This is a genomic window from Vibrio sp. 704, assembly GCF_033339295.1.
This window is the reverse complement of the sequence record NZ_JAWOUH010000013.1, coordinates 18,244-42,566: the sequence shown is the minus strand read 5'-3', so window position 1 is coordinate 42,566 and position 24,323 is coordinate 18,244. Positions and strand designations below refer to the sequence as shown.

The following is a 24,323-nucleotide window of genomic DNA, read 5'->3' as shown; positions in this document are numbered from 1 at the left end:
GCACATTAGTTGTATTAGCTAATCTGATGCAAACTTTACTCGTTTGAAAATGCGTGATAATGACTCGTAACTTGTTTCGGGGCAGAAGTGTTTCAGCCAGAACGGGCTGAAACCTTAAAGCTTTAAACACTTGCGAATATGCCACATCTGAAAGTTGAGTAATGTGGACAAAGAGCATTCCTTTAGTCCACAGTCCTGTTGCGGCAGAGAACTTATGTTACTTATTAAAATTCATAGTCAAATATTCAGCTAAACTTCTTCACTTAACCATTTCGCATACTGCTTGGTGTAGTAGCTGACAATTAAATCTGCTCCAGCTCGTTTTAGCCCAATAAAAGTTTCGTTCACCACTAACTTTTCATCTAGAGCACCAGCCAGAGCCGCAAATTTAATACTCGCATACTCTCCACCTACTTGATAAGCCGCTAACGGTAAATGAGTCTCTTGTCTTAAGCGGGAAAGCACATCTAAATAAGGTGTACCTGGTTTGACCATAAGGATATCAGCACCTTCAGCTTCATCAAGTGAAGCTTCGAGTAAAGCTTGTCGACCGTTGGCATAGTCAAGTTGATAGTCTTTCCTATCACCATTGAGTTCACAATCTACTGCTGTTCTAAATGGCCCGTAAAAGGAAGAAGCAAACTTAGCTGAATGTGCCAAAATTGCCACGTCATGATAACCGGCAGCATCAAGACCCAGACGAATCGCTTTTACTTGACCATCCATCATTGCTGAAGGGGCTAACATGTCAGCACCCGCTCGAGCTGCTGTTAAAGCTTGCTTGACCAAGTTTTCAACCGTAAGGTCGTTACACACTTTACTACTCTTTATTGCTCCACAATGTCCATGATCAGTATATTCACAGAAACAAATATCTGGAATGACCATCATATCTGGCACAGCAGACTTTATTATTTTAATCATACGTGCAAGTAAACCATGATCATTCCATGTGTCGCTTCCTTGCGCATCTTTAGTATGAGATATACCAAAAGGCATCACATAGCGTATACCTAAAGCATAAAGTTCTCGGACCTCATCCGCTAAATGAGACTCTGGGATTCTGCTTATGTTAGGTAGAGTAGAAATTGGCACAGCTCGCTCTATATGTTCCTCGACAAATATAGGATGAATTAAATCACCGAGCTGCACATAATTTTCTCTTAATAAATCTCGCATAGCTTCGGAACTGCGGAGGCGTCTAAGGCGTCGTATTGGGGCCGTATTCAAAATATCATATCCTAATTTAAGTTACTCGATGAAAAGATTCGTTAGTCAGATCTTATGATTTCTCTTTAGCAACAAATCACTTTCTGATCTAAAAATGCAGTTTTTTCACTCTGCTCTTCAATACAAAATCAGTCAATAGTTATTTAAGAAATGAGGTGGCAGCCCACAACGCAATACTTTTCTATATTTAGGATTCGTATAACTTTTAGTATGGAAAACATATGCCTTCAAAGTTTAAAAGAGTATTTGCACCAAATGATTTTGGGGCAAAAGTAAGTTTGCTAACATTACCACTATCGGATTTATATCAGTAAGAAGAACACTGCTTCTTTAAGCCTTTCAGTTTGCTCACGTAACTTTAGATGTTACCCATTAAGGACCCTGTCACACTTATAGGTATACATTACATTTGCGTACCCAATCATTGCATTTGTTGAAGACATTCCACCCTGTTTAGCACTTTATTATTCAGCTCTCGATGCAGCCCTTTGACGTAATAAGGCGAGTTGGTCGTTTAACTCATCCAGTGAGTATTGTCCAGACTCTAGTCCACTCAATGTTAACGTTAGCATCGAATATGATGGCATGCTGTCAATGATCTCTCGAATTAGTTGATCTCCCTTTCTGGTTTTTCGCTCAAGATGGAATGGAGCGTAGTAGTACATAACAAACAGTAGTGATAGGGCTCGCCAAGTCGTGGTTGCCGATACTTTGAAATGTTCTTTATTGTTTTTCGTTTTGTGAGAATAAATCGCCATTGGTATGCCGAGTCTGGACTCAATCTGTGCTTTCACATCATTACAAAAATGCTCGCAATGTAGATCAAAATCTAGATGTAATCGACTTACCTGGCCTCGAGTTAGGCCTCGAGTAATGCACCCATCTCCGGCAAAGAGTCCAGCCAGATAGCTGAAAAAATATTTGTCAGGCAGTGATAATATCTTGTCTGATAGATGAATAACGTCCCGCTCTTTGTTTTCTGGTATCCCTAGTTCTGATAAAAATGCCGCAAGGTGGGAGTCCTCGAGATGCGCTCGTGCGACCGGCTTAGAGTTTTCATAGGCAGTATCATTGTGATCGGAGTGAGCCATAATTAGCTCTGGCCCAACGTTACCTTCTATGCTGTGATCTAGTAGTGACGTAATGCAATAATCTGACAGATAATAGCCATCGGTTTGGGTTATCACTAGAGTCGTTGAACCATCATTTATCGAGCCGTCTGCAAATGTGAATCCAATGGTGGTCCAAATGCGCGATAGGCTCGCCTCATCAGATGAGAGTAGAATGCAATCCTTAAGATTGAGGTATTGGTGCAATCTTTCTTTACGCCTAGTCTTGCGGGTCTCCCTCGCATCTCCTTGATGAGTGTCGATAAACCAGGATCTTGCCCGTTTCTCTCCGTGAACAGACAAATGACTTTCAGTAACAGCGTAGATGTATGAATGTCCCTGAGCAATCAAGTTTTTGAAGCGCTCAAAACTCGCGTTCGTATGATGTTGGCGAACGCTTAGGTTCATCTCTTGTAGTAAGTCACGAACAGTCTTGTATTTGAGGTCATGCTGTACGAGTTCATTTTGAATTACACTAATAATGTGATCTTTGGATAGGGTCTCGACGTCATCAATTCTCTCATAGACATCTTTAATCAAATTCTTGGTGTAGAGTTTTTTATTAAACCCGATCTTGCCCAATTTCTTACTAACTGCGGCCTTCATCGAGGCCAGACTAGCGTAACCTAACTCCTCATAGCTATGCTCTTTGCACAAGGTTTTCACGTCCGCTAAACTGACATTTTGTTCACATTGGTGAATATAGCGTTTAACAATGATATCTATGATCTCGTTCATATATGACTATCTCTACACGTTATCCTTCAACAGTGTAATATAACTTCAGTTTCATTTAACAGCGTAGTATAAAATTTTTCTTTTAATTCTCAGTGCTTACCACGAGCGAAGATTGAAAAATCTTGTATAGCTTTCTGGAAAAACCATGAATTTTTCAGCAAAAATAGGGTTGAGCCTTGCACCCAAGGTTACGCCACCCGTTTCAATTGCAAGTTGTAATACATCATCAACTAAACCGCCAAGCTTACCGGGTCGCTCTAATCTAAAACGGTTGTAATGACTATTGCTATCTTGTGCTACGACTGCGTTGAACAAATTGGGGGGAGGGGGAAGATAGCGGGTTTCACAAGATCTTTCGGAAAGGCAAACTAGTGTAGCGGATCTTACCATTCAAAGTAGTTAAGCTGCGAAAAAATACTGTATCTGTTCCGCAAATTGAAATGTACATCATAATTCGAATGGCCTTATTTATTCGAAGTCATAAGCCCATTTAAGTATTCGATCTGCTCATGCGAGTGTGATTTCATGAATCGGCCGTAAACGCGTTCCAACATCATTGTGCTTTTGTGTCCCATTTGCTCAGCAATAAAGGATAGGTTTGCGCCTTTGGTGATCAACCAGCAAGCGTAGGTATGTCGAGATTGATATGAGCAACGATGGCGAATGCCAGCTCGCTTAAGTGCGCGTGACCATAGTCTATTGTAAGTTGTCGTCTTGTAGGTTTCACTCGGTGCTTGGCCATTACGACGTTCTGGAATAAACACGAATCGAACGCTTTCCTGGCGAAACGTGTTGGAACCTTTTACTTCCACAAAAATATCTCTCACCGGACTAAACATAGTTAGCTCTCTTTGAGACTTAAGGGCGAGGAGCGCAGGTTCAAGCAGGTGAATGGTGCGCTCTGACTTCTTATTCTTCGGTGTTGTGAACTTTCGTTCAATCGTGACGTTGCGAGTAACCTCGATCGTACCTTTCTCAAGGTCGACGTCTTCCCATGCTAACGCACAGAGCTCACCAGTCCGCATGCCCGTGTAAATGGCTAAGGTGAACATATTCCGCTGCTGTAAGTTTGTCGTTGACTCGATTAGCTGGTGGAACTCTTCTAGTTCTAATGGATCCGGCTCACCAGAGCCACCACTTAGTAACTCAACATGCAGAAATGGGTTGTCATCGATAAATTTTGATTTCACTGCTAAATCAAAACATCGGCGCATTAGTTTGATCATATTATTGATCGTCTTTGCGCTTCGTGGTCTTCCATTGCGAGTAGGGGAGTCGACCATTAACTTTTGGCACTTTAGTGCATCCATAATCGTGATGGTGGAGATAGTACGTTCCTCACCAACAAACAAGCAGCATGCTCTTGCGGTAGTACTCAATACATAGAGTGACTGCGAAGCCATAGTCGTTTTCTTCAATTGAATATAGTCATCAAACAACTCGCGAACAGTAAGGTTCTTACCACGCTGTTCTGGAGTCGCAAAGAGTTGTGCTTTCTTTGATGTTGGAAATCGAGATAAGTAATCAAATGTGCCTAATGAAATTTCAGAAAGTATAGAAGCGCGTAGATGGCTAGCTTTTTTTAAATTACCTTTGGTGACTTCCCAGCCTTTTAGGGTCTCTCGACAACGCATCTCGCGGTAAGTAAAACTAATGCGGATAGACTTACCGCGGATTTCTACACCTTCTGGTGTGTTCATTATGCAACCCTTTCTCTTGCTGAAAACTCATCAATGGCAACTCGGTCATACTTATAGCCTTTACCACCATCACTACTCTTACCGGACGACTTTTTAAAATGAACGCCTTCAATCCAACGAAACTGACGATAGTCTTTGATTTCATTGGTCGACATGCCTGTTAAATCCATCAAAAGATCTTCTTTCACCCAGCGACTAGGTTCTAATTGAATCACCGTAAATGTTCTCATCGGTAAACTCCTATATAGTTGAATTGAGAGAAGAGCAGGGCAACCACCTTACTCTTCTTAATTTGGTGGTTGACGGGTTAACAGCAGTGAAGTAGTGACAGATAATGTAAGTTAATGAGGGCCATTACTTCACTCCACCAGGATATCGATTGAAGTTCAGGTTCTTACGACCACCTTTCGTTATGTCCTGATTACAAAAATAGAAAGCGGAACCTAACACGGGTTCATTTTCCATAATTGCTGCCAGTTCCTTCTGAAACTGCACATCATTCATTCGTTGTTTAACGGCTGAGTCCTTGGGTTGCTCTTTTGGTAAACGCGCACCAGTTGGGCGAAGTTCCATCACACCATCAACCGCTCTATTGATCTCTTCTTGTGTCATGCTCATCGCGAAATCCTTACATTACTTGTGCTGCATCTCTGGCGAACATGTTTAGAAATTGATTGGTGAGCGAGACATTGGAAGGGCACTCTCGGCTAATGCCCCAGCCGTTGCTCTCGTTCTCTGGTTTAATCAGAGTTAGATTGATCACTTCACAACCTAGCTGGTGACTAAAGTAAGGGGCCGATGTCGTGACCTGCCCGAATTGAGTATCGATGGTTGCCGCCATAGATATTTCCTCGCAAGATACACCCCCTTTAAGAAGAGGGCGCCAATATTAGTTAAGAGCTGAATGAGCCAATGAAGGTATCAATTTCGATCTCACCGTTTTTAAAGCACGCTTGAAGCTTGGTTTGGAACTCTTCGCCCATCTCTTCTTCGTGTTGTTCCAGCTTCTTGATACGAAGGACTAGAGTTTCATTACCTATCGTGCTCATGCGCAGTTCAAAAGTGCGCTCTGCTAAACCCAAGCAAGGCACACACGTGAACTTAAACACCGCAGGCATTGGGAACTCTTCCTTGGTGCGAACCGCAACAGACTCGTATTCAGATTGGTGATGGCTGAAGTCATCTACATTGGATTCGCGCCCAGCTTTCGCTTCAAACTTCATATTGCGAATAGCTGCAGACGCGACAGAGTTTTCAATGACTTCCCCAGTAGTGGAGAAGACCTGAACAAATTCGCTGTAGTCTTCGACCCACTCAGCCAGTTTCTTTTGGCCAAGGCGTTCTTCGTTAATGTTTAGCAGGGCGTTAAACGCTGCGGTACGGCGTAGAATCAAGTTTGCTTGATGCTTACAGTGCCCAGGGAAGTTATGAGTACCAAGGTCAAAAATAGTCACAGCAGCCATACGCTCAGCATTAATAAAGCACTGGTTACCTTCGGTTTGATATTCTCCGTGGTAACGCACAAACTCGTCGATATTTGCCGTCTTCATTGTGCCGCGGAATTGATTACGGTTTGGCATGAACTTCTCCAAGTCATGCAAATCGAAGGACTCAGGTAGGGCGGCAACAGGGAATCCCGCTTTCTCTAACTGTTTTAAAAACTGCGGAGCATTCGCTGATTCTTGGATCTGTTGGATTGCTGATTTATCCATTTATCTATTCTCTCTTTGAGTGAGTTGCTGGTGGAGTGGATTAGCTGCGTACTTCTCGCAGCATGCCTTCTTCAATAACGGCTTGGCCGTGAATATCTTCTTTTGGTCGGTCGTAGGTAAGTTTGCCGCCTTTGCCCACGTACGCGATTGAGGTGTATTGGAAGTCTTCTGACTTGGTACCGAATCCGGCTTTTGGCTCTTTTACCGACATGTTGACGGTGATTTCGACCATCTCGTTGTTGGTGCCCATAGGCTTAAGCTTTAAATCCATCTTCACGTTTCCCTGCTTATCGCTGTAGGACACAGCTCGGGCTACGTTAGATAACGCCAAACCGACGACATTGGAGACAACGCCGCCGTCCAGTTCCTGCATCAGTTTTGGGAAGTTAGTAGTTCGGTCCTCAAGACTGAGGTTTCCTGCTTCTTGGTTAGACATGTGATTTCCTCGCCATCCACATTATGTGTATCAATAATGTACACATAATGTGTTTTTTGTGTCAACACGAAATGTGTTCTTTATTTGGCGAGGTATAAAAAAACCGCCATGTAAGGGCGGCTTTTCATTTGGTCACATTAGTTTTTTAAGCATCAAGTAATGATAAGTTTTGACCTTTTTCAGAACATATTGAATCTATGGATAAGCTGTAATGTTGTTTTGAAGCTGTTTTCTCAATCCATGCGGTCCCATCAATCATCACAGGTTGTTCGATTTTTTCTCCTAAAGCTCTCATCAACTGCTGAGCTGTTTCCAAATTAATTTCAGCGTCACAGGTTCGCTCTGCGCCTTCAATAACCACTCTTAAACGTATCTCTGCATGTTCAGGCTTAAGAACTAGTCTACTTAAATGAGCGTTAGCATTTTTTAAAGGTAGTGATTTTGTTGAGTTGAATTTTTCCTTCAACTTTCTAACCTTCTCTTTATGAGAGCGAGTGAAAACAAGCTTGTTAGATTTCAGTTTCGGCGCTGGCTCAGAATCAGACCAGTCGAATGTGCACTCGATAGTTTCAATATCATTGCTAAAAAGGCCAATAAAGTTAGAACATATACTTTCATTCAAGCCCTTCTGGATTAAAGATGCAGTTGTTACATTATCTACTTCAATTGTATAAAGTTCGTTTAATGCGCTTGCTAGTTTGGTGTTTACGTATCTTTGCAAGCTTTCAGCTTCTTCAAAGCCATCTACTTTTTTAAGGTCGATATCTAAGTTATAGATAAATGAGCCTCCAGCAGGAATCACGGTATTCACGCTGCTTAGGTAAGCTTCTATATATTCAGCCTTGCTCGGGGTTTTATTCTTTTTGCTCTGTTTTTTTGTTTTTAAAATGAATGAGTTAGCTGCTGTCTTTATGATCGAATAGATTGCTGTTTCAATCTGATGATTTGTTCGAAAGTTTATTCTTCCATGCTCTATGGCTTCACCAGCCGCGCGAATATGAATGTGATCAACTGGTGGAGTTGATAAATTCAGCAATAGTTCTTTTACATCAGACGCAGGTAAGTCAATGATATCCGCAAGGTCATCTAGTGCTTCATCAATAGTCTTTTCTGCTCGTTGATGCTTTAGGCCTTCTTTTGTTGGTAGCCTGATACTTTCATTTAGGAGAGTGTTTACCCACAAAGAAACAATAGACGTTGAATAAGAGGTATCTATCGACCAGCCATTTGATTTTAGATATTTCTCAAAAGATAAATGAAGAGTTTCATAGTTAGACATAAACACCTCCATTATTTTTGATTGTTTTTTTGTTAGCAACTTGCTTCATTATCCATACCAAAGCTTCTGGTGTAAGTCTTTGACCTAAAGGAATCTTTAAAGTTTTACTTCCTCTTGAGAGCTTTTTTTCTCCCATCAGACTATACCAATAACAATTGTATCTCAGGCTAATACTGTGATTGTTCTGTGCTACCCAGTTTTCTTGGTTTGATGGGACTGTGTTTATAACCAGTATGCTTGGGTAGTTTAAATCCGTCAATTCATCATAGTTTTCTTTCTTTAAACTGAAGGACAATGTGCCAGCTTTAAAGTCAATGTTAGATCTTTTAAAGTTTGTGCATTTTAGTTGTATGTCTAACTTGGGCTTTGACCACACGTATCCCTTATAACCCTTTCCGCGAAGAGTAATATCAATTCCATCATTATCAATTATGGGATCTGAGAGATTCAATCCTGCATGCGCACAAAGTGCATACATATAACTGATACTAACCAGCTCCTTTGAGTGGGAAGTCGCTGCGCCACCTTTCCCTCTAGTGCTACTCATTAATTTGCGACCCCTTATTCCTTACAGCAACACCGAATACCAAAATACACGACCAACGATAGTGATTTTTTGTTCAAGTACTTGTTCTTCTGTGTACTCTCTTGGGGGGTACTCTAGCTCATTAAAGCTATAGACTCTGAGACCACCACCAGGCAATCGGTATAGCTTCTTGATAAAAAGCTCGCCATTATGGTTGATGGCAAAAATTTTTCCATCCATGAGAGTTTTGTTCCCACAATCAATACCAACCGTAGAACCGTCTGGTAAAACTGGTTCCATACTGTTTCCATGGACGGCTACGCAAACCGCGTTCTCTGGTGCTACGTTATAGCGACGTAGCGTTGACTTGGCGAAACGTAATCGAAACCCGTTGTCATGTTCTAAGTCGTTTACAAATCCATTTCCGGCAGAAAGCCTTATTTCAGATAAGAATGGAACTGCTACTTCGTCATCCCCTATTGGAGTCTTGCTATCCCAAACCTGCATATTACCGAGAACTTCTGCATTTCCTTGAAGTGTTTTTTCGGTATTTGAACTTTCACCAAACAGTAGAGTTTTGGGTGAAATGCTCAGTGCGTTGGAAATGATTTCTGCGTCATCCAAACTGATGCTTCTTATGCCAGATTCATAATTACTTATACGCGAAGGCCCCCAACCACATTTAGTGGCTAGGGCTCTCTGGCTAAGGCCGCTATTTTCTCGGATCTGCTTAAGTCGCAGTCCTACTTCAACTTTTTTTGTCATGACAAAAAATTTAACACGCTCCGTGTGTGCTGTATGCACACTTTTCGTGTTTACTTGTGAACACGAATCGTGTACTTTTGCTGGTGGAGGGAACAGAATGAACAAAATCTCAGAACATCGAAACAAAGCAAAAGTCAGCCAAGCTGGCTTAGCTAAAACTATCGGAGTAACACCATCTACTATCGGCAACTACGAATCAGGTATCCGTAACATCAACGTTGAGATGTGTTGGAAGATAGTTAAAGCACTTAATCAACTGGGAGCCGAATGTACGTTTGACGATGTATTTCCTGACCCGCAAGAAGATTGTGAAACAAAGGGCCACGCAGTTAAACCACCAATCAAAGGAGAAAATGGTGAATAAGAAAGAGATGGTGAATAAAACCATTGCAGGCGTCACTGGTGGTAAAGAGGCGGTTGCTGCTGTTCTTGGTATGTCGATCGACAGTTTTAACAATCACCTATACGAGAAGAAGGGTTCTCGCTTTTTTAGTGTTGATGAGCTGGTGGAAATGGCTGAGCTAACCAACACCCCATATGTAGCAGAGTACTTTGCTAACCGTGTTAATTGCATGGTGGTAGAGCAGCCTGATGTCGCTGAGCTGGATACCGTGGATATGTTCGATTGCCACTTACACCTTAATGCTGTGAAAGGGCTTTTGGATAAAACCATTGAAGAAGCAAAAGCAGATGGTGTGTTTGATGCTCGCGAACGTGCGCTCATCGCTCAATTGAAAGCAGAATACCACGCGACTTTCGAAGCCTTCATGCTGAAGCTCGATGCGTTGTATGCGGAGGTTGTATGAAAACAGAAATATTTTGGCAAACCGTTTCACAGATGGCAGACATCACCTGCAGCTCGGCAAAGCTAATGGTGGCGCACGGCCAATCGTCAGAAGTCTACGAACGTGAGCAAATTCAGCTGTTGAAAGCAAAGTGCGAACGTCGATTACGAGTAATAGATGAGGAAGTGGCTTTAAACCGCGGCAACGGTCTAAAGCCGGGTTGTGATGATTCTCGCGAGGAACAATCACAGCTCACTCAGTCACCAGCAAAGATCACGGAGGAGTGATGGAAAGAATAACACTCAATTATTCATTGTGGTACCACCAAAACCAGTTTTACAAGGTGGAGAAGGGCCAGAGCATCATTCTCACCCATGATGAATTAGCAGACTTGTTTGAAGCAAAGCGCATTTACGTAACTGCTGTTTATAAGGGGAGGGCTATTTGATGCTAAAGGCTACGTTTTTTGACTATGACGGCCAAGAGCTAACAACAGGCTGCTTCTCCCTGCTCACTCGTTCTCTATATAAGGCTTTGCTGGACACTCAGACGATAACTGGCTTCGTGCTGATTTTATTTGCGAACAACTTTGCTGTGTTTGGAAAAGGTAAGGCGCGTTTGGTTGTAGGGAAGGTGGAAGTATGAATCTGTTGGCGTTTGATAAAAGGTGCGCGCTCGAGCGCATCAAGCAATTAGATGTTAAGCCGTTCTTGACCAGTGAAGAACAACGGGACTACCAAAACAGAGTTGAAATTGTCGAAGAATACGACAGACAGTTTCGGAAGAACTGGAAGTCGGATCGCCGTGATTGGATAAAAGTTCAGTTACGCAAAGGGTACTTAACAATTGAGCAATCGGAAGAAAAGTTTTCACAGCTTGATAATGACGCTGATTTGATTCTTGGAAAGCCAAAATACCCATGGGGGAGCGCATAATGTCAGTCAAAGTAATGAGCTACGTTTGGGACATTCCGAGTTTTAAGGGCTCTGATAAGTTGGTGATGCTTTGCCTAGCTGACCATGCGGATGATCGCGGTCTTTGTTGGCCGTCTATCGATACCATTGCTCGCAAGTCTGGTGTTTCACCTACCACCGTTAAATCGACGCTCAAGAAACTGGAAGCTGCCGGATGGTTATTCAAAAAGAACCAATTCAAAAAGGCGGATACAGGTCGTTTGGTTCGTTCGAATAATCAGTACCAGTTGCCTGTGATGCTTTTGAAGAAGAAAGCAGATGAACAGACAGATTTTGAACAGTCGAATTTCGTCTGTTCAAAAGTCGAACGTTCGAAACTCGAACAGACGAAACAACCAGAGGGGGTAGGTCAAATTCCGACTGGGGGTAGGTCGGAATCTGGCTATAAACCACCAATAGATCCACCAATAGAACCATCAAGTAAAGATCTTGCTCCAAGCGAACCGCTCGAAGCCGAACCGGCACTGTTTGAAATTCCTTTGAACAGGAAAGGGCTGTTTCATGGGGTAACTCAACCAGACATCGACCGCTATTCGGATTTGTTTGGTGCAGTGAATGTTCGTGCTGAGCTAAAAAAAATGATCGCTTGGTGCGATGCCAATCCTCGTAAGCGGAAAACCAAGCAGGGCATTGAGAAGTTTATTCAAGGTTGGCTTGGCAGAGAGCAAGACAAGGGGCGTTATCTGCCACCACAGCAAGGTGATGCTTCAGTGGATACTCAGGACGAAGTGACCGTGATTCAGCGTGAAGTGGCTTTGCTAGAGAGCTCTATCAACTCAGAAAATCAGCGCATGCTGTACTTGATTGATGCTAAGCGACCTCAACATGAAGTGGAGCCATCAAAGCGAAAGATCGCAGATTTGTCGGCTAAGCGCAGAGAGTTATTGGAGCGTGTTGCGAACCTAGAGGCGGTGTAGGGGGGCGAGAATGGCAAGTAAAAAGGATTTGGTTGATGTAATGAAATCTCGTCGTCGGCTTTGGTCTCCGAGCGAGCTGTGTGATGAATTAGGTATTCACGTTTGTGACTTAGTTAGATTGGTTAAGGCGGCTCGCCGTTCTGGTGTGGATGTCCGGCATGAGAGTAGTGAACTTACGGGGTTCTCGAGTAAATACTGGTTAGCGGAGGGAGTCGAATGTTAAGTATCAGCGCCCAAACAGAGATGACAATGAGTAGTCGAGAGATTGCGGAACTGACAGGTAAGCAACACTCTCACGTTAAACGAGATATTGAACGAATGGTGGCTGAGTTGAACCATCCAAATTTGGAGGGTTCCCAATTTTGGCATAAAGGTAATCAGTACACTCAATATCACTTGAATCGCGAGCTCACGTTGACGTTGATTTCTGGTTACAACATCAAGTTACGTCATTCCATTATCAAGCGGTGGGATGAGTTAGAAAGCGCAGGTAAACCATCTATACCGACAACGTATGCTGAAGCATTGCAGTTAGCTGCTAACCAAGCCAAGGAACTGGAAGAAAAGAACCAGGCATTAGCTATCGCGGCACCAAAAGCCGAGTTTGCAGATGCTATCGCGGGCGCGGATAAAGGTGTGAAGCTCGGTCAGTTTGCTAAAACAGTAGGTTTGGGGCCTGTCACTATTTTCCGTGTACTGAGAGAGTTAAAGATCTTTATGAGCCGTGGTGACTCTTACAACTTGCCGTATCAGGAGTTTGTAGAACGTGGTTACTTTACGGTGAAGCAGGGCACTTACGAAACAAACTCCCAAACTCGGATCAGCCACACGGCCTTGATTACTGGAAAGGGTGAAATCTGGCTGCGCAAAAAGCTGTTGGAAACAGGTCACCTTAAGGCGGTAGCAGCGTGAGTCAGTTAGAGAAGTTGTTATTGCAACATATAAGAGCATTGAAGTTGGAAGCACCCGTGTCTGAGTATCGATTTCACGAGACACGCAGATGGCGCTTTGATTTTGCCTATCCCGATCAGCAGCTGGCTATCGAAGTAGAAGGTGGGACTTGGAGTAATGGTCGCCATAATCGAGCGAAAGGTTTTGAAGCAGATTGTGAGAAATATAACACGGCAGCATTGAGAGGTTGGACGGTTTTGCGCTTTACCGGAGATATGATTAAAAAGGGGTTAGCAATACAGATGATTGAGGAGGCACTACGTGATTAAGGTCGATATCGATATTGTACCCACTCTTAACGCAGCGGTGATCGCGCTAACACCAAATACTCAATCGTTAAAGTCACTGCTGGTGGACGGTAAGATTGGTTTAGTTTCTCCCAATCAGCGTTTGGCCACAAAGACCGCGGGAGGGTTGTCTTCGGATGACCTCTCTTTGGTGGCGTTCTTCGCTCATGAACACGTGCAACTGCTTATCGGTAGTACGGCTAAGTACGTTGATACGATTTCCGAGTGTCAGCTGAAGGATGAAGGCTACTGCAATCATAATCTGAAAACTCGAGTAACCGGCGAGGGAGCTATTCGTTTGTGTTGGCACCATGACAATATGGCCGACGATAGTCACCAGGCGTATTCAATCGCCCGAAAGAATACGGTTCGTCACGGCTTGATGGTTGTCTCTCGCCAGCTGCATGGTGAAGTAAGGCGTATTACAGGTGTTGATTTATGCTGGTGGTCCGTTCGCAATGACGTGTATTCGTTATTGCCGCAATCTGTTCTCGAGCGTCAGTTCAAGCGAGAGGAGGGCAGCAAGCGAGTGGGTGTGCTTGGAAGCGTGGATACAGATACCAGGTATGCATTCGAAGGTCAGCGTGAACAACTAGAACGTTTGGCTAAGCCAGTTCTGAAGCTGGTCATTGATGACGATCCACCAGCGATGTATCTGAGAAAGCCTAAGCCTATTCGTTGGGAAAGTGAAAAGTACTTATCGTTCATCCGAAAGTTACCCTGTCGCGTATGTGGTAAGACTGCGGGTATTGCTCATCATCTAATCGGCCACGGAGAAGGGAAGATGGGAAGTAAGGCTTCGGACATGTTTACCTTCCCGTTATGTAATGAACACCATCAAGAACTGCACCGCGATATGAACACTTGGGAACACCAACACGGCGATCAGCTGTGGCATGTGAAGGAGACGATTAACAGAGCGCTGATGGTTGGGGCGGTGGGGTAAGAAAATGAATTAGAAATCAATCCGTCAAGCCCACTAATTAAGGTTGTTCGAAGTAGTCTTGAAGTCAGCTGCACTAAAAGTGTGTTCTATTTAACACGCTAACTTTGTTTACTTTCCTATTAAGCTATTGACTATCTATTGGTGCGCTACATAAAGGCAGTATCGTAAGGGGCAATAAACAGATTTTAGCCTGTTAAAGGCTTTTTAAGGTATTGAGATAAAAAGGTTTTGAACTTTTTTGTTTGCTGGTATCCTCGTTGATTGTCGTTTTTATGAGTGATAAATATGAGTGTACTTTCGCAAGTTCAAGTTTTGAAGAAGATACTTTTAGGCGCAGCAAAGAGCAAAAGAACGGTTTCTTATCCAGAGATTTACGATATGTTTGATCAAGATACAGAGCAAAGTGTAGTGTGGGACACATTTGAAAAGGCGTGTACAGAGTTGGCTAATCCACAGGTTGCAATTTATGGAGCACTTCTTGCCCAAAAATCAACCAAACTACCTCACAATGGCTTTTTTGATGTATTTATGAACACTCGTTACGAAGAGTTTTTGCATATAACGAACAACGATGTTGAATCTAGCAATGCGATACCGCGCGATATGCAGTTAAAGATTGTAATGAAGGAACGCGAAAGAGTTTACGAACACGCAGCTAGCTTATAACAAGCGCCTAAAGCTTCAACCTATGTTTATAAACTTTTTATGAGTACTGCACTTTTGGTTAGTTCACTACTAAGTAGCTAAAGGTTCGCGGCCTCAGAAATAAGCGGTTAATAGGGCGCTGATCTTTGTAGAGGTGGGGTAAGAGTCTAAATTAGTTAGAACTTAACCTGCCCCCAAAAAATTATTTTACGAGTAGAACTGACATATTATATAAGTCGGTTCTATTCCTAGGAATATATCCATTTATCTCCAGTTTTGCTCACTATTAATTTAATTGGGGCTTACCTAAAATCTCTTACCAGGTCAGCTTTAGTGGTCACGTTCTTCTCAATGTTGGCTATTTGTCCCGATGTAAATTACGTGCCGTAATCAAAATGTGTTTTTAAGCACTTAATTCCTAAACATATTATTCCTGCAATTGGAATTCGATATGAGCATGATCTCATTTGTGGGTGATTATGACTATACTTCTATTTAATTTCTGATGGAGGTCCGAGATGATAAAGATGTCACCGAGATTAGTGTTTATGGTTCCAATATCTTTTTTAATGGGTTGCTCAAGTACTATCGATTCTTTCTATAATCGTCACGTTGTAGAGGACCAACTTGTAACATCACATACACGTGAACAAGAAATTGGTACCGTAGCCGTTACAGCCCAACGGCGATTGATAATCGCGAATCTGAAAACAGGAAGCTTTTGCTCAGAACCACCTCCTGAGGTTGCTGACTCTATTAGTTCTGCAATTGCTATGGCATTGGAAGCAAATATTTCAAAAGGCAAGGAGGTAAATGCTGAACTTGCTAGTAACTTCGCTCGTCACGTAAATCAGTTGTATAAAAGGGCACATACGGTTCAACTGTTCAGGGATGCGTCTTACCATTTGTGTGTAAACTCGGTAAACACCGCTAATGGTAGAAGTTCTTATGACTCCTACAAAGACGATTTGAAACATATGATGGATAGTGTTCTTCCTATACTGGAGAAAGAAGTTACTGCTTATTATGAGGTTGAAAAAGAAAGAGCTAAAAACCCTCCACCAACTTATCAAGATATTATTCTCTGTAATTCCGGTGCGGGTATTGATAGAGCAAATGATGAGAGTGCGAAAAAACTTTCAACTTCCGTAGTTTGTAGACCAATAACCAATGAGAAAAAGCAAGATATTCAGAAAGAAAAAGAAGAAGTAAAGAGTACTAGCTAGAGTATTCTTATAACCAAACCACATTGTTCTTAGTGTCTTGGTCGGCGTTTTTGTCTAGGTAGTGTTTCACTTCACCATCATAAAGCAAGATGAAACACTTCCCATTTAGGTAACTCCCCACGAGGTAGTGGTTTCTCGGAATGGTATAAACGATTTTGTGACCGTCATCATCAGAACACAGCGCACACACATCCATTATCTTCAGGCGCCTTACACCTATAACGTTGCCCACTTCCATAAAGCCGCCAAAAGGGATGGCTTCCCAGTCGCCATTAGTTATTAGCACCGATACGTTATCTTCAGTGCTATCGCAACCGCATGGACCATCAGGACCGATTCGGCAGATGTGATGTCCTACTAGGCGTTGAATCGTTTTGTACATACTTCAAATTAAGAGTTGTACTGTGTTTATATACAGTATAACTCTATGTAATCATGTTTCCAAACTCGTACAGGGAATATTATGGGATTAGCGACAAACATTGAAACGTGGCCGATGCCAGCGGCAATTGGTATGGCTACGGAAGGCATCAAAGCAAAGTATAATGACGGTTCTGGTGGTGGCGGTGGTTTCGGGGCTGCTGACTACCAAATGGCATCTCTAATTGATGGTGCAAAAGTGCTTTTAACGATTGATAGAATGCAGAAGAAAGCAGCGCATTTAGCCGATTGGAGCCTGTACGCCTACGCCTCACCACTTTGGAACTCTAAAGAAAACAAGACGCGTCTGGTTGAAAGTGTGTTGAATGACTGGGTCGTTCATTCATCTGAGCAAGGCGTGATTGTTCAGAAGCGAACCTATCTCAAAGTTAAAGCTCTCATTAGTACTATCGCTGGTAATATTGCGCTTGAGCAATTGGCTGGGGCTCAGACTTACTTCGATCATGATGGTATTCAATATAGGCCCAACGTTAGCCGTCAGTTTCTAATCAAAGCGCTGGTGGAAGTAGATTGTAAAGACAAGAATATTGAGTCTGATGCGTTCAGAAAGAAACGTACTCGCTACTACCAAAACCACTGGTCTGAATGGGAAAAGCACATTGAAGTGATTCGTACCTTGCTGGTTAACTACGACAAGTCTGCGCGAAAATTATTCAAAAAAGAGCTTGAAAATAAAAACGGGGCAATTTAATGTATATATATCCATTATGGATAAGTACACAGTATTGAAAGTGACCGCCACTTAGGCGGTTTTTTTGTGCCTATCATAAATTCTCGAAAACCTCGCCTCGGCGAGGTTTTTTCATTTTCACCCAAGCAAAAGGGCACTCCAGTACGGGGGTGAGTATGCGTATGAACGAAAAGATATCCAGCGCCCTATCTTATTTTTGGAATGGGGTAATAGGAGTGTTTGGGTCTATATCTGCAGATGGTTATACGGTTCTGATTGCTTTGGCTGGCATGCTCTTAACTGCCTGGATTAATAACTACTGGCAGAAAAAGCGCTTTGAAAAGGACTATGGCGATGAAGCACCTTAATTCTGCCGTCAAGATGTTAGCAGCCGCAGGGGCTTCGGCTCTTATTATGGCGACAACAATGGTAAAGCCGATGGAAGGCGTTCGGTTTACTCCTTACATTGATGTCGCTGGTGTTCAAACTGTTTGTTACGGCCATACAGGAACAGACATCATCCTGGACAAAGTCTACTCACAAACGGAGTGTGATGAATTGCTTGAGTCTGATCTGGCTGATGTTAAGCGAATGGTCGACCCAATGATTCACGTTGATATTCCTGAGACGACACGAGCTGCTATCTACTCTTTCACGTTTAACGTTGGCATAGGCTCATTCTCACGCTCGACGTTACTAAAGCTGCTCAACAAAGGTGAGTGGCATGCAGCATGTGACCAGCTTAAACGATGGGTATATGCAGCAGGCAAACCGTGGAAAGGATTGATGAACCGAAGAGATATCGAGAGGGAAGTATGCCTAATGCAAAGCTGACAGTATGGGCGACAGCTATTGCGGTAGTAGTGGTTGCGACGCTCTCGGCAGCATTGTTCGTGGAAAGCAGTCGGGCTGATATCGCTGAAAGCCAGCTAACCTTGGTAAAGAGTGAGATTCAGGGCTATATCGCAGTGTTACACCAGCAGCGAGTTCAAATTCAATCCTTCAACCAATTGGGAGAGAAGCATGCAGCAGAGTTATCCGCAGCAAAAGAAGAGATTGATCGTCTTAGCGATAGTCTCAGCACTGGCTCTAAGCGGGTGTATGTCCAGGCAGATTGCCCAGCAGTGTCCGAAGCCACCAGCACCAGAAGCGTGGGCAATGCAAACACCCCAAGACTTGGAGCCGCAGCTGAACAAGATTATCTACGTCTCAGGCGAATGATGATTGAGAACGAGCAGCAGACAAAGTATTTGCAAGATTACATCAGGACTCAATGCCTAGCAGAAGATCAATTATGATCGCGGGTCCTTTCGGGCACCCTGAGCGACCACGGGGGCTTGACCTCGCAGAAAAGCTCTCGTTAAAAATTTTTTTTATTTTGGAGGTTTCCGGTTTCCGGTCAAAAACCATGAATGAGCGAACTATTCAACCCGAGCAAAAAGTTCACGCAGTTGGACATAGCGACGCTTCTTGGCATTTCATCTAGACAGGTCCGAAACCTTACGCAACAAGGGGTTCTGCCTGTCGCTAAAGGGCGAAATGGTATCGATCCTCTTGCGTGTATCCATGCTTACATCACCTATAAATCGCAAGCAAAAGCCTTCGATTCAAAACCGGAAACCGAGCAAGAAGATGAGGAAGCTTTTGCGAAATTAGAACGCGATCTCAAGATAGAGGAACGGCGCGAAAAGTTGGCGATGCTAAAAGCCAAGCGCGTACTGTTTGAAAAGAGTTACGCACCAATAGACATCATCGTCGATACCCTAGAACAGGTATGCGCCAGAGTGGGCACACGCCTCGACACCCTCCTTCCGAAACTAAAGAACGCATGGCCCGACATGCCACCCGAAGCGGTGGAAGTTTTAGAGGCCGTGATTGCTGCTGTATTAAATGAGTGTGCCGATGTTCAACCAAACCTCTCCGATTACATTGACAGCGATCCAGACGAAAGTCCGTCGTGGCTTGATGGGGATGAGGAGAACAATCGCCATCAAGGGAGCGGAGTGGGCAAATAAGCATTTCCGGTTAGCTGCTGGTTCTTCTCAGGAAGAAGGCTTTTGGGAAACACTGCCTTTGCAGGTTGTGCCACTCAACATGATGTGCAACCGCGCTATATCCGAGCTGACCATGCAAAAGTCGGCTCGTGTTGGCTGGTCCAAGTTGGTCATAGCAGCAAACTCTTGTCTGCATGCTCAGTTCAAAACCAACACCGTGATTTACGTACCGACAGAGAACGACGCAAAAAACATCTCTGTCACCGAGATTGATGCTGCTTGGCAGGAAATGCCAATCATGCACCAAATCTTCCCAGCCTTATTCGCTAAGGACCACCGAAACACCGTTTCTTACAAACAGGGAACAGGCTGGTCGCTGCATGTCCTCGGCACATCCACACCGCGAAACATGCGAGCTCTGACTAAAGGCGCGCTGTTCGGTGATGAGATTGACGGATGGGATTGGGAAGTCGGTAAAGAAGGTAACCCTATCGATCTTGCGCGAATGCGTTTGGAAGGCGCTGCTTTCCCGATGGCAAGGTGGGGAACCACACCAACCAATACAGGCGAGTCGCACGTTGAACGCCTAATGGCAAAGATGGAGCTGACTTTCCGCTTTTATCTGCCATGCCCACACTGCGGAACCGAGCAGGTTTTAGAGTGGGGCAGTAAAGAAGATAAACACGGCTTCAAGTGGGACAACACTCAGCCAAGTATCGAGAAAAAATCAAAGACGGTTTATTACAGCTGCGTTCATTGTGACGACCCTATCTACTACAAGCACCTCTACAAGATGGAGCTTGCAGGTCGTTGGATTGCTGAAGATGGCACATGGACACGCGATGGCCATGAGTTCTTTGATATAGACGACAACCCAGCGCCAACGCCAAGCAGCGTCGGCATTCACATTTGGTCAGGATACAACACCAAATTGAGTGCAGGTTGGCGTGGCATAGTGCGTGACTTCCTCAACAAGAAAGACGACCCAAGTCAGCTCAAAACGTTCGTCAATCTAACGCTCGGTGAGCTTTGGGATGGTGAGAACGGAGAGAAGCTGGATTGGGAGCATCTCAAGTCGCGCCGTGAAATATGGTGGGCCGAGAGTCGCACCAGTAACCCAGTGCCTGAGCGAGCCGTGGTTTTGACCGGAGGCATTGACACTCAGGATGACCGCATCGAGCTCTTTGTTTGGGCGTGGGGACCAGGTGAGGAATGTTGGCTTGTTGAGCACATCGTTCTTCTCGGGGATTTATCGAGCCAAGTATTAAAGGATGCCGCTGGAAAAGCGCTGTATCGGACCTACAAAAAGCGCAGTGGCCAAGTGATGGACGTTCAGCTTTGGTGTTGGGACGCCATGGGCCATAAAACCGATGATGTTTACCAGATGAGTCGAACGCACGGCGTGATGTGGGTGATCCCAATCCAAGGTGAGAACCAATACGGCAAGCCGATACAAAACTTTCCTCGCAAGAAAAACAACAAAAAAGTCTACCTCACTAGGTTAGGTACCGACGGCATCAAGCAACGACTTTACAGCCGTTTAGGTTTAACCCCGAAAGGTGATGAACCTGTGCCTGGATGTGTTCACTTTCCATTGGACGATGACATAGCCGGTGATGAGTTTTTCAAACAACTCTGCTCAGCCAATAAAAAGTTGGAGCATGACAAATCAGGGCGACAAGTTTGGCGATGGGTGAAGCAATACCACCCATTTGATGAAGCGTTAGACGGATGGGTGTATGCGTATGCGGCACTCAACATTCTCACTCAACGGTTCGGTCTCGAACTGGAAGAGCCGCAACCCCAACAACCTCAAGAACAACCACAAACATCCGGTCTCAGCATCGCTGAATTAGCCGCGAGATTGAAAGGTGGATCAAGATGACAAAACAAGAAATGTTGCAACAGGCCGAAGCCGCCTTTCATAGCTTGCAAACAGGAAAGATGGCGGTTTCCGTACAGAAAGGAGACCGCAAAGTTGAATACAGTCGAGCCAACATCCATGAACTTCGCGCCTACATTGATGACTTGCGTGGTCAGTTAGGATTGAGCTCAGTTCGTCGTCGCGGCCCTGCAGGAGTTTCATTCTAATGACACACACCGGACTACTGGCTGCAGATGGTCAAACACCATTAAGAGATGCGGTGTATCGAGCTGGCGGTTCAGGGTTTGGTGGCCAGATGAGCGATTGGAACCCTCCGTCAAAATCGGTAGACGCTGCTTTCTTACCTGTCATGAGACAGGCGAACGCCAGAACAGACGATGTCACGCGCAATAACGGTATTGCTGCGAACGGCATCCAGCTACACAAAGACCACATCATTGGCTCTGAGTTTCGCCTCAGTTACAAACCAAACTGGCTATTGCTCGGCATCGATCCAGACAAAGGGTTCGTGCGTGAAGTGGAAGCCATTTTTCGTGACATCGCCGAAGACCCGAACTGCTTTATCGACGCAGAAGGTCGCCGCACGTTCACCATGATGATGCGAGAGGGCATTGAAACCCATGCTCACACGGGCGAAATCATGGCGAAGCCCGAATGGATAGACCGTCGCCATTCGCACTTTTCAACCTGCATTCGCATGGTCGCGCCACGCAAGGTTAACAACCCCAACTACATGATGGACAAACCCCATCAGCGTGGTGGGATGCGCTTCAATCGACATGGCGAAGCCATTTCCTACTTCATTGAAGAAGGAGCCGATAACTTTGGCTCGCCAAAGAAATGGCGTGAAGTACCGAAGCGTTTACGCTCGGGGCGCATGGGGTTCTTGCATATCTTTGAGCCATCGGAAGGTGGGCAATGTCGTGGCGTGAATAAGTTCTTATCGTGTTTAGAGCAATTGAAGATGCTCGACACCTTACAGAACACCACGTTACAGCGAGCGATTGTCAACGCCATGTACGCCGCCAGTATCGAGTCAGAGCTTGGAACGGACCAAGCGATGGAGTACTTGTTCGGTGCGCAGCAAAATGGCGCGGTCGAAAAGATGCTAATGACCTACGGCGATTACTACGCCAACAACGAGGTCAAGTTCAACGGCGTCAAACTACCTCACCTCATGCCAGGTGACAAAATCAACCTGCACAGCGCAGGGAATGCTGATAACGGATTCGCGGCCTTGGAGCAATCCATCATCCGCTACGTTGCGGCTGGATTGGGCGTGGATTACGCGCAGCTGTCGCGCAATTACGCGCAAATGTCTTACAGCACCATTCGTGCTTCGCACAACGATTCATGGCGTTACTTCATGGGTCGACGAAAAATCATTGCTAACCGATTCGCCAGCCAAATCTTCGCACTCATGTTCGAAGAAATGATCTTGCGTGGCTACATCAAGCTGCCAAGCAAAGCGCGGTTCAACTTCTACGAACGCCGCAATGCTTGGACCAAGTGTGATTGGATTGGCTCTGGTCGATTGGCCATTGATGGATTGAAAGAAGTCAAAGAAGCCGTACTGCGTATCGACTCAGGTCTATCGACGTATGAGAAAGAGCTCGCGCTACTCGGTGAAGACTATCAAGAAATCTTTGATCAACAGTTGGCAGAAATGGAAGAGCGCAAATCGAAAGGTTTGCCACCGCCAAGCTGGATGAAGCTACAAGCGTTAGCACCGGATAACCCAAGCGAGAGTTCCAATGAATAATTTACAACACCTAATCAGCAACACATTCAACAGGCCGCTCGCCTTAGAAGCTGGTTACGCTCGGGTATTTTTCTCGGCGCTCAGCCAACGTCTAGGCAACGTGGTCCAGATAACCGACACCGAAGGGCAAATCCTGCGCGAGAACGACATGAAAAAAGTCGCTTCTGGCTTTTCTCGGACTCGTAGCAGTAACCGTAGCTATCAAGTCTCTCAGGGTATCGCCATCATTCCGATTGATGGCTCGTTGGTTCATAAGTATGGCCACATCAAACCTTACTCGGGGATGACAGGGTACGACGGCATTATGCACCGCTTGCGAGAAGCGGTCGCAGACCCCGAAGTCAAAGCCATTTTGCTGGATATGAACACACCGGGCGGCATGGTCGCAGGTTGTTTTGACTTGGCCGACAAAATCGCAGAGATGCGCAAAATCAAGCCTATCTGGTCCCTCGGTTACGACATGCACTGCAGTGCAGGCCAAATGATTGCGAGTGCGTGTTCAAGGCGCCTCATAACTCAAACGGGCATAGCAGGCTCGGTGGGCGTGATTATGGCGCACACCAACATCGAGAAGATGCTGGATCAGCAAGGCGTGGAAATCACCCTTGTGACGGCAGGTGACCATAAAGCCGATGGCAACCCTTACCAATCTCTGCCGAAAGAGGTGCGAGAGAAATGGCAATCCGAAGCAGAGAGCACACGTCAAATGTTCGCAGGTAAAGCCGCCGAGTACATGGGCGTCGACATTAAAACCATTCTATCGACTGAGGCGCAGGTCTACGAAGGCCAAGCCGCAGTGGATGTTGGCTTCGCAAACGAAGTCGTCAACGGTCTTGATGCGGTTCAGATCATGGCTGAACAGTTCAAGAAACAACAAACCACCTTTGATATGGGAGCCGCTATGACGGTGCAAGCAGAACAACAACCAGTCGCAACGGGTGAGCAAGGCAATCCTCAACAAGCCGCCGCTCCAGCGACTCCGCAAACTCCAGCTGAAGAACAGCAATCCACTCCAGAGCAGCCACAAGCGAGTGCACAAAGTGATGAGTCCACGGACCCAGCCACAAAAGAGCGTAAACGCTGCATGGGCATTATTGGCCTAGAAGAAGCCAAAGGGCGTGAAGCGCTCGCGCAGCAACTTGCCAGTAACCCAAAGATTAGCGTCGATGAAGCCAAGGCCTTACTTGCTTCAGTACCAGTTAGTGCTACTGCGCAAAACGAGTCGGCATTAATGGCACTGGCCTCAGAGCACGGTGAGCCTCTTGGTGATGATGTTGGTTCCGGTAATGTCACCGAAGAACAAAAGAACATCAAAGCGCTAGCGTCTTCATACACACGCATTTAA

Annotated in this window: 33 protein-coding genes; 21 read left to right on the top strand and 12 right to left on the bottom strand. The window is 44.9% G+C overall.

Annotation, left to right across the window (positions count from 1 at the left end; all coding sequences use genetic code 11):
* Positions 1-249: 249 nt before the first annotated feature.
* The 11 genes from hemB to R7R24_RS16720 all read right to left on the bottom strand — a co-directional run bounded on the left by hemB (position 250) and on the right by R7R24_RS16720 (position 9,495).
* Entirely contained in the window at positions 250-1,230 is a 981-nt protein-coding gene (gene hemB / locus R7R24_RS16770) for a porphobilinogen synthase (protein WP_203498726.1), read from the bottom strand.
* A 464-nt stretch (positions 1,231-1,694) separates the two neighbouring features.
* Positions 1,695-3,077, bottom strand: coding sequence for an LAGLIDADG family homing endonuclease (locus R7R24_RS16765; RefSeq protein WP_213883715.1), 1,383 nt, complete (start codon positions 3,075-3,077; stop codon positions 1,695-1,697).
* A 464-nt stretch (positions 3,078-3,541) separates the two neighbouring features.
* On the bottom strand, positions 3,542-4,777 hold the full coding sequence (locus R7R24_RS16760) for a site-specific integrase (protein WP_213883717.1): 1,236 nt from the start codon (positions 4,775-4,777) through the stop codon (positions 3,542-3,544).
* Positions 4,777-5,007, bottom strand: a complete 231-nt coding sequence (xisR, locus tag R7R24_RS16755) for an excisionase family protein (RefSeq protein ID WP_005376928.1) — start codon at positions 5,005-5,007, stop codon at positions 4,777-4,779. Before xisR ends, R7R24_RS16760 begins: the two co-directional genes overlap by 1 nt.
* A gap of 124 nt (positions 5,008-5,131) precedes the next feature.
* The gene (locus R7R24_RS16750; protein WP_005376929.1) at positions 5,132-5,395 is read right to left on the bottom strand and encodes a hypothetical protein; all 264 of its coding nucleotides are present in this window, start codon (positions 5,393-5,395) and stop codon (positions 5,132-5,134) included.
* Between the two features lie 10 nt (positions 5,396-5,405).
* On the bottom strand, positions 5,406-5,618 hold the full coding sequence (locus tag R7R24_RS16745; protein ID WP_140131135.1) for a hypothetical protein: 213 nt from the start codon (positions 5,616-5,618) through the stop codon (positions 5,406-5,408).
* 52 nt (positions 5,619-5,670) lie between these two features.
* Positions 5,671-6,489, bottom strand: a complete 819-nt coding sequence (locus R7R24_RS16740) for a DUF2303 family protein (protein ID WP_213883719.1) — start codon at positions 6,487-6,489, stop codon at positions 5,671-5,673.
* Between the two features lie 40 nt (positions 6,490-6,529).
* On the bottom strand, positions 6,530-6,925 hold the full coding sequence (locus R7R24_RS16735) for a hypothetical protein (RefSeq protein WP_172563576.1): 396 nt from the start codon (positions 6,923-6,925) through the stop codon (positions 6,530-6,532).
* A 145-nt stretch (positions 6,926-7,070) separates the two neighbouring features.
* A complete protein-coding gene (locus R7R24_RS16730) occupies positions 7,071-8,204 on the bottom strand; it encodes a hypothetical protein (RefSeq protein ID WP_213883721.1) in 1,134 nt (377 codons plus the stop codon).
* The gene (locus tag R7R24_RS16725) at positions 8,197-8,751 is read right to left on the bottom strand and encodes a DUF4365 domain-containing protein (protein ID WP_213883722.1); all 555 of its coding nucleotides are present in this window, start codon (positions 8,749-8,751) and stop codon (positions 8,197-8,199) included. Before R7R24_RS16725 ends, R7R24_RS16730 begins: the two co-directional genes overlap by 8 nt.
* 21 nt (positions 8,752-8,772) lie before the next feature.
* The gene (locus R7R24_RS16720) at positions 8,773-9,495 is read right to left on the bottom strand and encodes an XRE family transcriptional regulator (protein WP_213883724.1); all 723 of its coding nucleotides are present in this window, start codon (positions 9,493-9,495) and stop codon (positions 8,773-8,775) included.
* Positions 9,496-9,592: 97 nt separating this feature from the next.
* Here R7R24_RS16720 and R7R24_RS16715 point away from each other — a divergent pair, with 97 nt between their 5' ends.
* From R7R24_RS16715 to R7R24_RS16660, 12 genes are all read left to right on the top strand, one after another.
* Positions 9,593-9,859 (top strand): helix-turn-helix transcriptional regulator, encoded by a 267-nt coding sequence (locus R7R24_RS16715; protein WP_213883726.1) that lies wholly within the window; start codon positions 9,593-9,595, stop codon positions 9,857-9,859.
* Positions 9,849-10,301 carry a YmfL family putative regulatory protein gene (locus R7R24_RS16710; protein ID WP_025501770.1) on the top strand — a complete coding sequence of 151 codons (453 nt, stop codon included), beginning with the start codon at positions 9,849-9,851 and terminating at the stop codon, positions 10,299-10,301. The genes R7R24_RS16715 and R7R24_RS16710 overlap by 11 nt, the downstream gene beginning before the upstream one ends.
* Positions 10,298-10,567, top strand: coding sequence for a hypothetical protein (locus R7R24_RS16705; RefSeq protein ID WP_140087547.1), 270 nt, complete (start codon positions 10,298-10,300; stop codon positions 10,565-10,567). The genes R7R24_RS16710 and R7R24_RS16705 overlap by 4 nt, the downstream gene beginning before the upstream one ends.
* 157 nt (positions 10,568-10,724) lie before the next feature.
* Positions 10,725-10,925: a hypothetical protein gene (locus R7R24_RS16700; protein ID WP_318096920.1), complete on the top strand. Its 201-nt coding sequence runs from the start codon at positions 10,725-10,727 to the stop codon at positions 10,923-10,925.
* On the top strand, positions 10,922-11,215 hold the full coding sequence (locus R7R24_RS16695; protein ID WP_047104228.1) for a hypothetical protein: 294 nt from the start codon (positions 10,922-10,924) through the stop codon (positions 11,213-11,215). Before R7R24_RS16700 ends, R7R24_RS16695 begins: the two co-directional genes overlap by 4 nt.
* On the top strand, positions 11,215-12,171 hold the full coding sequence (locus tag R7R24_RS16690) for a helix-turn-helix domain-containing protein (RefSeq protein ID WP_140087550.1): 957 nt from the start codon (positions 11,215-11,217) through the stop codon (positions 12,169-12,171). The genes R7R24_RS16695 and R7R24_RS16690 overlap by 1 nt, the downstream gene beginning before the upstream one ends.
* 10 nt (positions 12,172-12,181) lie before the next feature.
* Positions 12,182-12,394 (top strand): hypothetical protein, encoded by a 213-nt coding sequence (locus R7R24_RS16685; RefSeq protein WP_005376941.1) that lies wholly within the window; start codon positions 12,182-12,184, stop codon positions 12,392-12,394.
* Positions 12,388-13,083, top strand: a complete 696-nt coding sequence (locus tag R7R24_RS16680) for a phage antirepressor KilAC domain-containing protein (RefSeq protein ID WP_213883728.1) — start codon at positions 12,388-12,390, stop codon at positions 13,081-13,083. Before R7R24_RS16685 ends, R7R24_RS16680 begins: the two co-directional genes overlap by 7 nt.
* On the top strand, positions 13,080-13,391 hold the full coding sequence (locus R7R24_RS16675) for an endonuclease domain-containing protein (protein ID WP_213883730.1): 312 nt from the start codon (positions 13,080-13,082) through the stop codon (positions 13,389-13,391). Before R7R24_RS16680 ends, R7R24_RS16675 begins: the two co-directional genes overlap by 4 nt.
* Positions 13,384-14,355, top strand: a complete 972-nt coding sequence (locus R7R24_RS16670) for a DUF968 domain-containing protein (protein WP_213883731.1) — start codon at positions 13,384-13,386, stop codon at positions 14,353-14,355. Before R7R24_RS16675 ends, R7R24_RS16670 begins: the two co-directional genes overlap by 8 nt.
* Positions 14,356-14,640: 285 nt before the next feature.
* The gene (locus tag R7R24_RS16665; protein WP_172563580.1) at positions 14,641-15,021 is read left to right on the top strand and encodes a hypothetical protein; all 381 of its coding nucleotides are present in this window, start codon (positions 14,641-14,643) and stop codon (positions 15,019-15,021) included.
* A gap of 497 nt (positions 15,022-15,518) precedes the next feature.
* Positions 15,519-16,226, top strand: coding sequence for a hypothetical protein (locus R7R24_RS16660; protein WP_172563581.1), 708 nt, complete (start codon positions 15,519-15,521; stop codon positions 16,224-16,226).
* 7 nt (positions 16,227-16,233) lie between these two features.
* Here the strand turns inward: R7R24_RS16660 and R7R24_RS16655 are convergent, their stop codons facing one another.
* The gene (locus R7R24_RS16655; protein WP_238966189.1) at positions 16,234-16,608 is read right to left on the bottom strand and encodes a hypothetical protein; all 375 of its coding nucleotides are present in this window, start codon (positions 16,606-16,608) and stop codon (positions 16,234-16,236) included.
* An 81-nt stretch (positions 16,609-16,689) separates the two neighbouring features.
* On the opposite strand from R7R24_RS16655, the gene R7R24_RS16650 reads away from it, so the two are divergent.
* The 9 genes from R7R24_RS16650 to R7R24_RS16610 all read left to right on the top strand — a co-directional run bounded on the left by R7R24_RS16650 (position 16,690) and on the right by R7R24_RS16610 (position 24,323).
* Entirely contained in the window at positions 16,690-17,358 is a 669-nt protein-coding gene (locus R7R24_RS16650) for a hypothetical protein (protein WP_213883733.1), read from the top strand.
* Positions 17,359-17,513: 155 nt separating this feature from the next.
* Entirely contained in the window at positions 17,514-17,705 is a 192-nt protein-coding gene (locus tag R7R24_RS16645; protein WP_213874744.1) for a hypothetical protein, read from the top strand.
* Positions 17,692-18,171, top strand: a complete 480-nt coding sequence (locus tag R7R24_RS16640) for a lysozyme (protein WP_213883735.1) — start codon at positions 17,692-17,694, stop codon at positions 18,169-18,171. The genes R7R24_RS16645 and R7R24_RS16640 overlap by 14 nt, the downstream gene beginning before the upstream one ends.
* The gene (locus tag R7R24_RS16635; protein WP_213883737.1) at positions 18,153-18,635 is read left to right on the top strand and encodes a lysis protein; all 483 of its coding nucleotides are present in this window, start codon (positions 18,153-18,155) and stop codon (positions 18,633-18,635) included. Before R7R24_RS16640 ends, R7R24_RS16635 begins: the two co-directional genes overlap by 19 nt.
* A 114-nt stretch (positions 18,636-18,749) precedes the next feature.
* Positions 18,750-19,352 (top strand): terminase small subunit, encoded by a 603-nt coding sequence (locus R7R24_RS16630; protein WP_213883739.1) that lies wholly within the window; start codon positions 18,750-18,752, stop codon positions 19,350-19,352.
* Positions 19,240-21,216, top strand: a complete 1,977-nt coding sequence (locus R7R24_RS16625) for a terminase gpA endonuclease subunit (protein ID WP_005424533.1) — start codon at positions 19,240-19,242, stop codon at positions 21,214-21,216. The genes R7R24_RS16630 and R7R24_RS16625 overlap by 113 nt, the downstream gene beginning before the upstream one ends.
* A complete protein-coding gene (gene gpW / locus R7R24_RS16620; protein ID WP_005424556.1) occupies positions 21,213-21,422 on the top strand; it encodes a gpW family head-tail joining protein in 210 nt (69 codons plus the stop codon). Before R7R24_RS16625 ends, gpW begins: the two co-directional genes overlap by 4 nt.
* Complete coding sequence (locus R7R24_RS16615; protein WP_005376956.1) at positions 21,422-22,978, top strand: phage portal protein; 1,557 nt, start codon at positions 21,422-21,424, stop codon at positions 22,976-22,978. The genes gpW and R7R24_RS16615 overlap by 1 nt, the downstream gene beginning before the upstream one ends.
* Positions 22,971-24,323 carry a S49 family peptidase gene (locus R7R24_RS16610; RefSeq protein ID WP_213883741.1) on the top strand — a complete coding sequence of 451 codons (1,353 nt, stop codon included), beginning with the start codon at positions 22,971-22,973 and terminating at the stop codon, positions 24,321-24,323. The genes R7R24_RS16615 and R7R24_RS16610 overlap by 8 nt, the downstream gene beginning before the upstream one ends.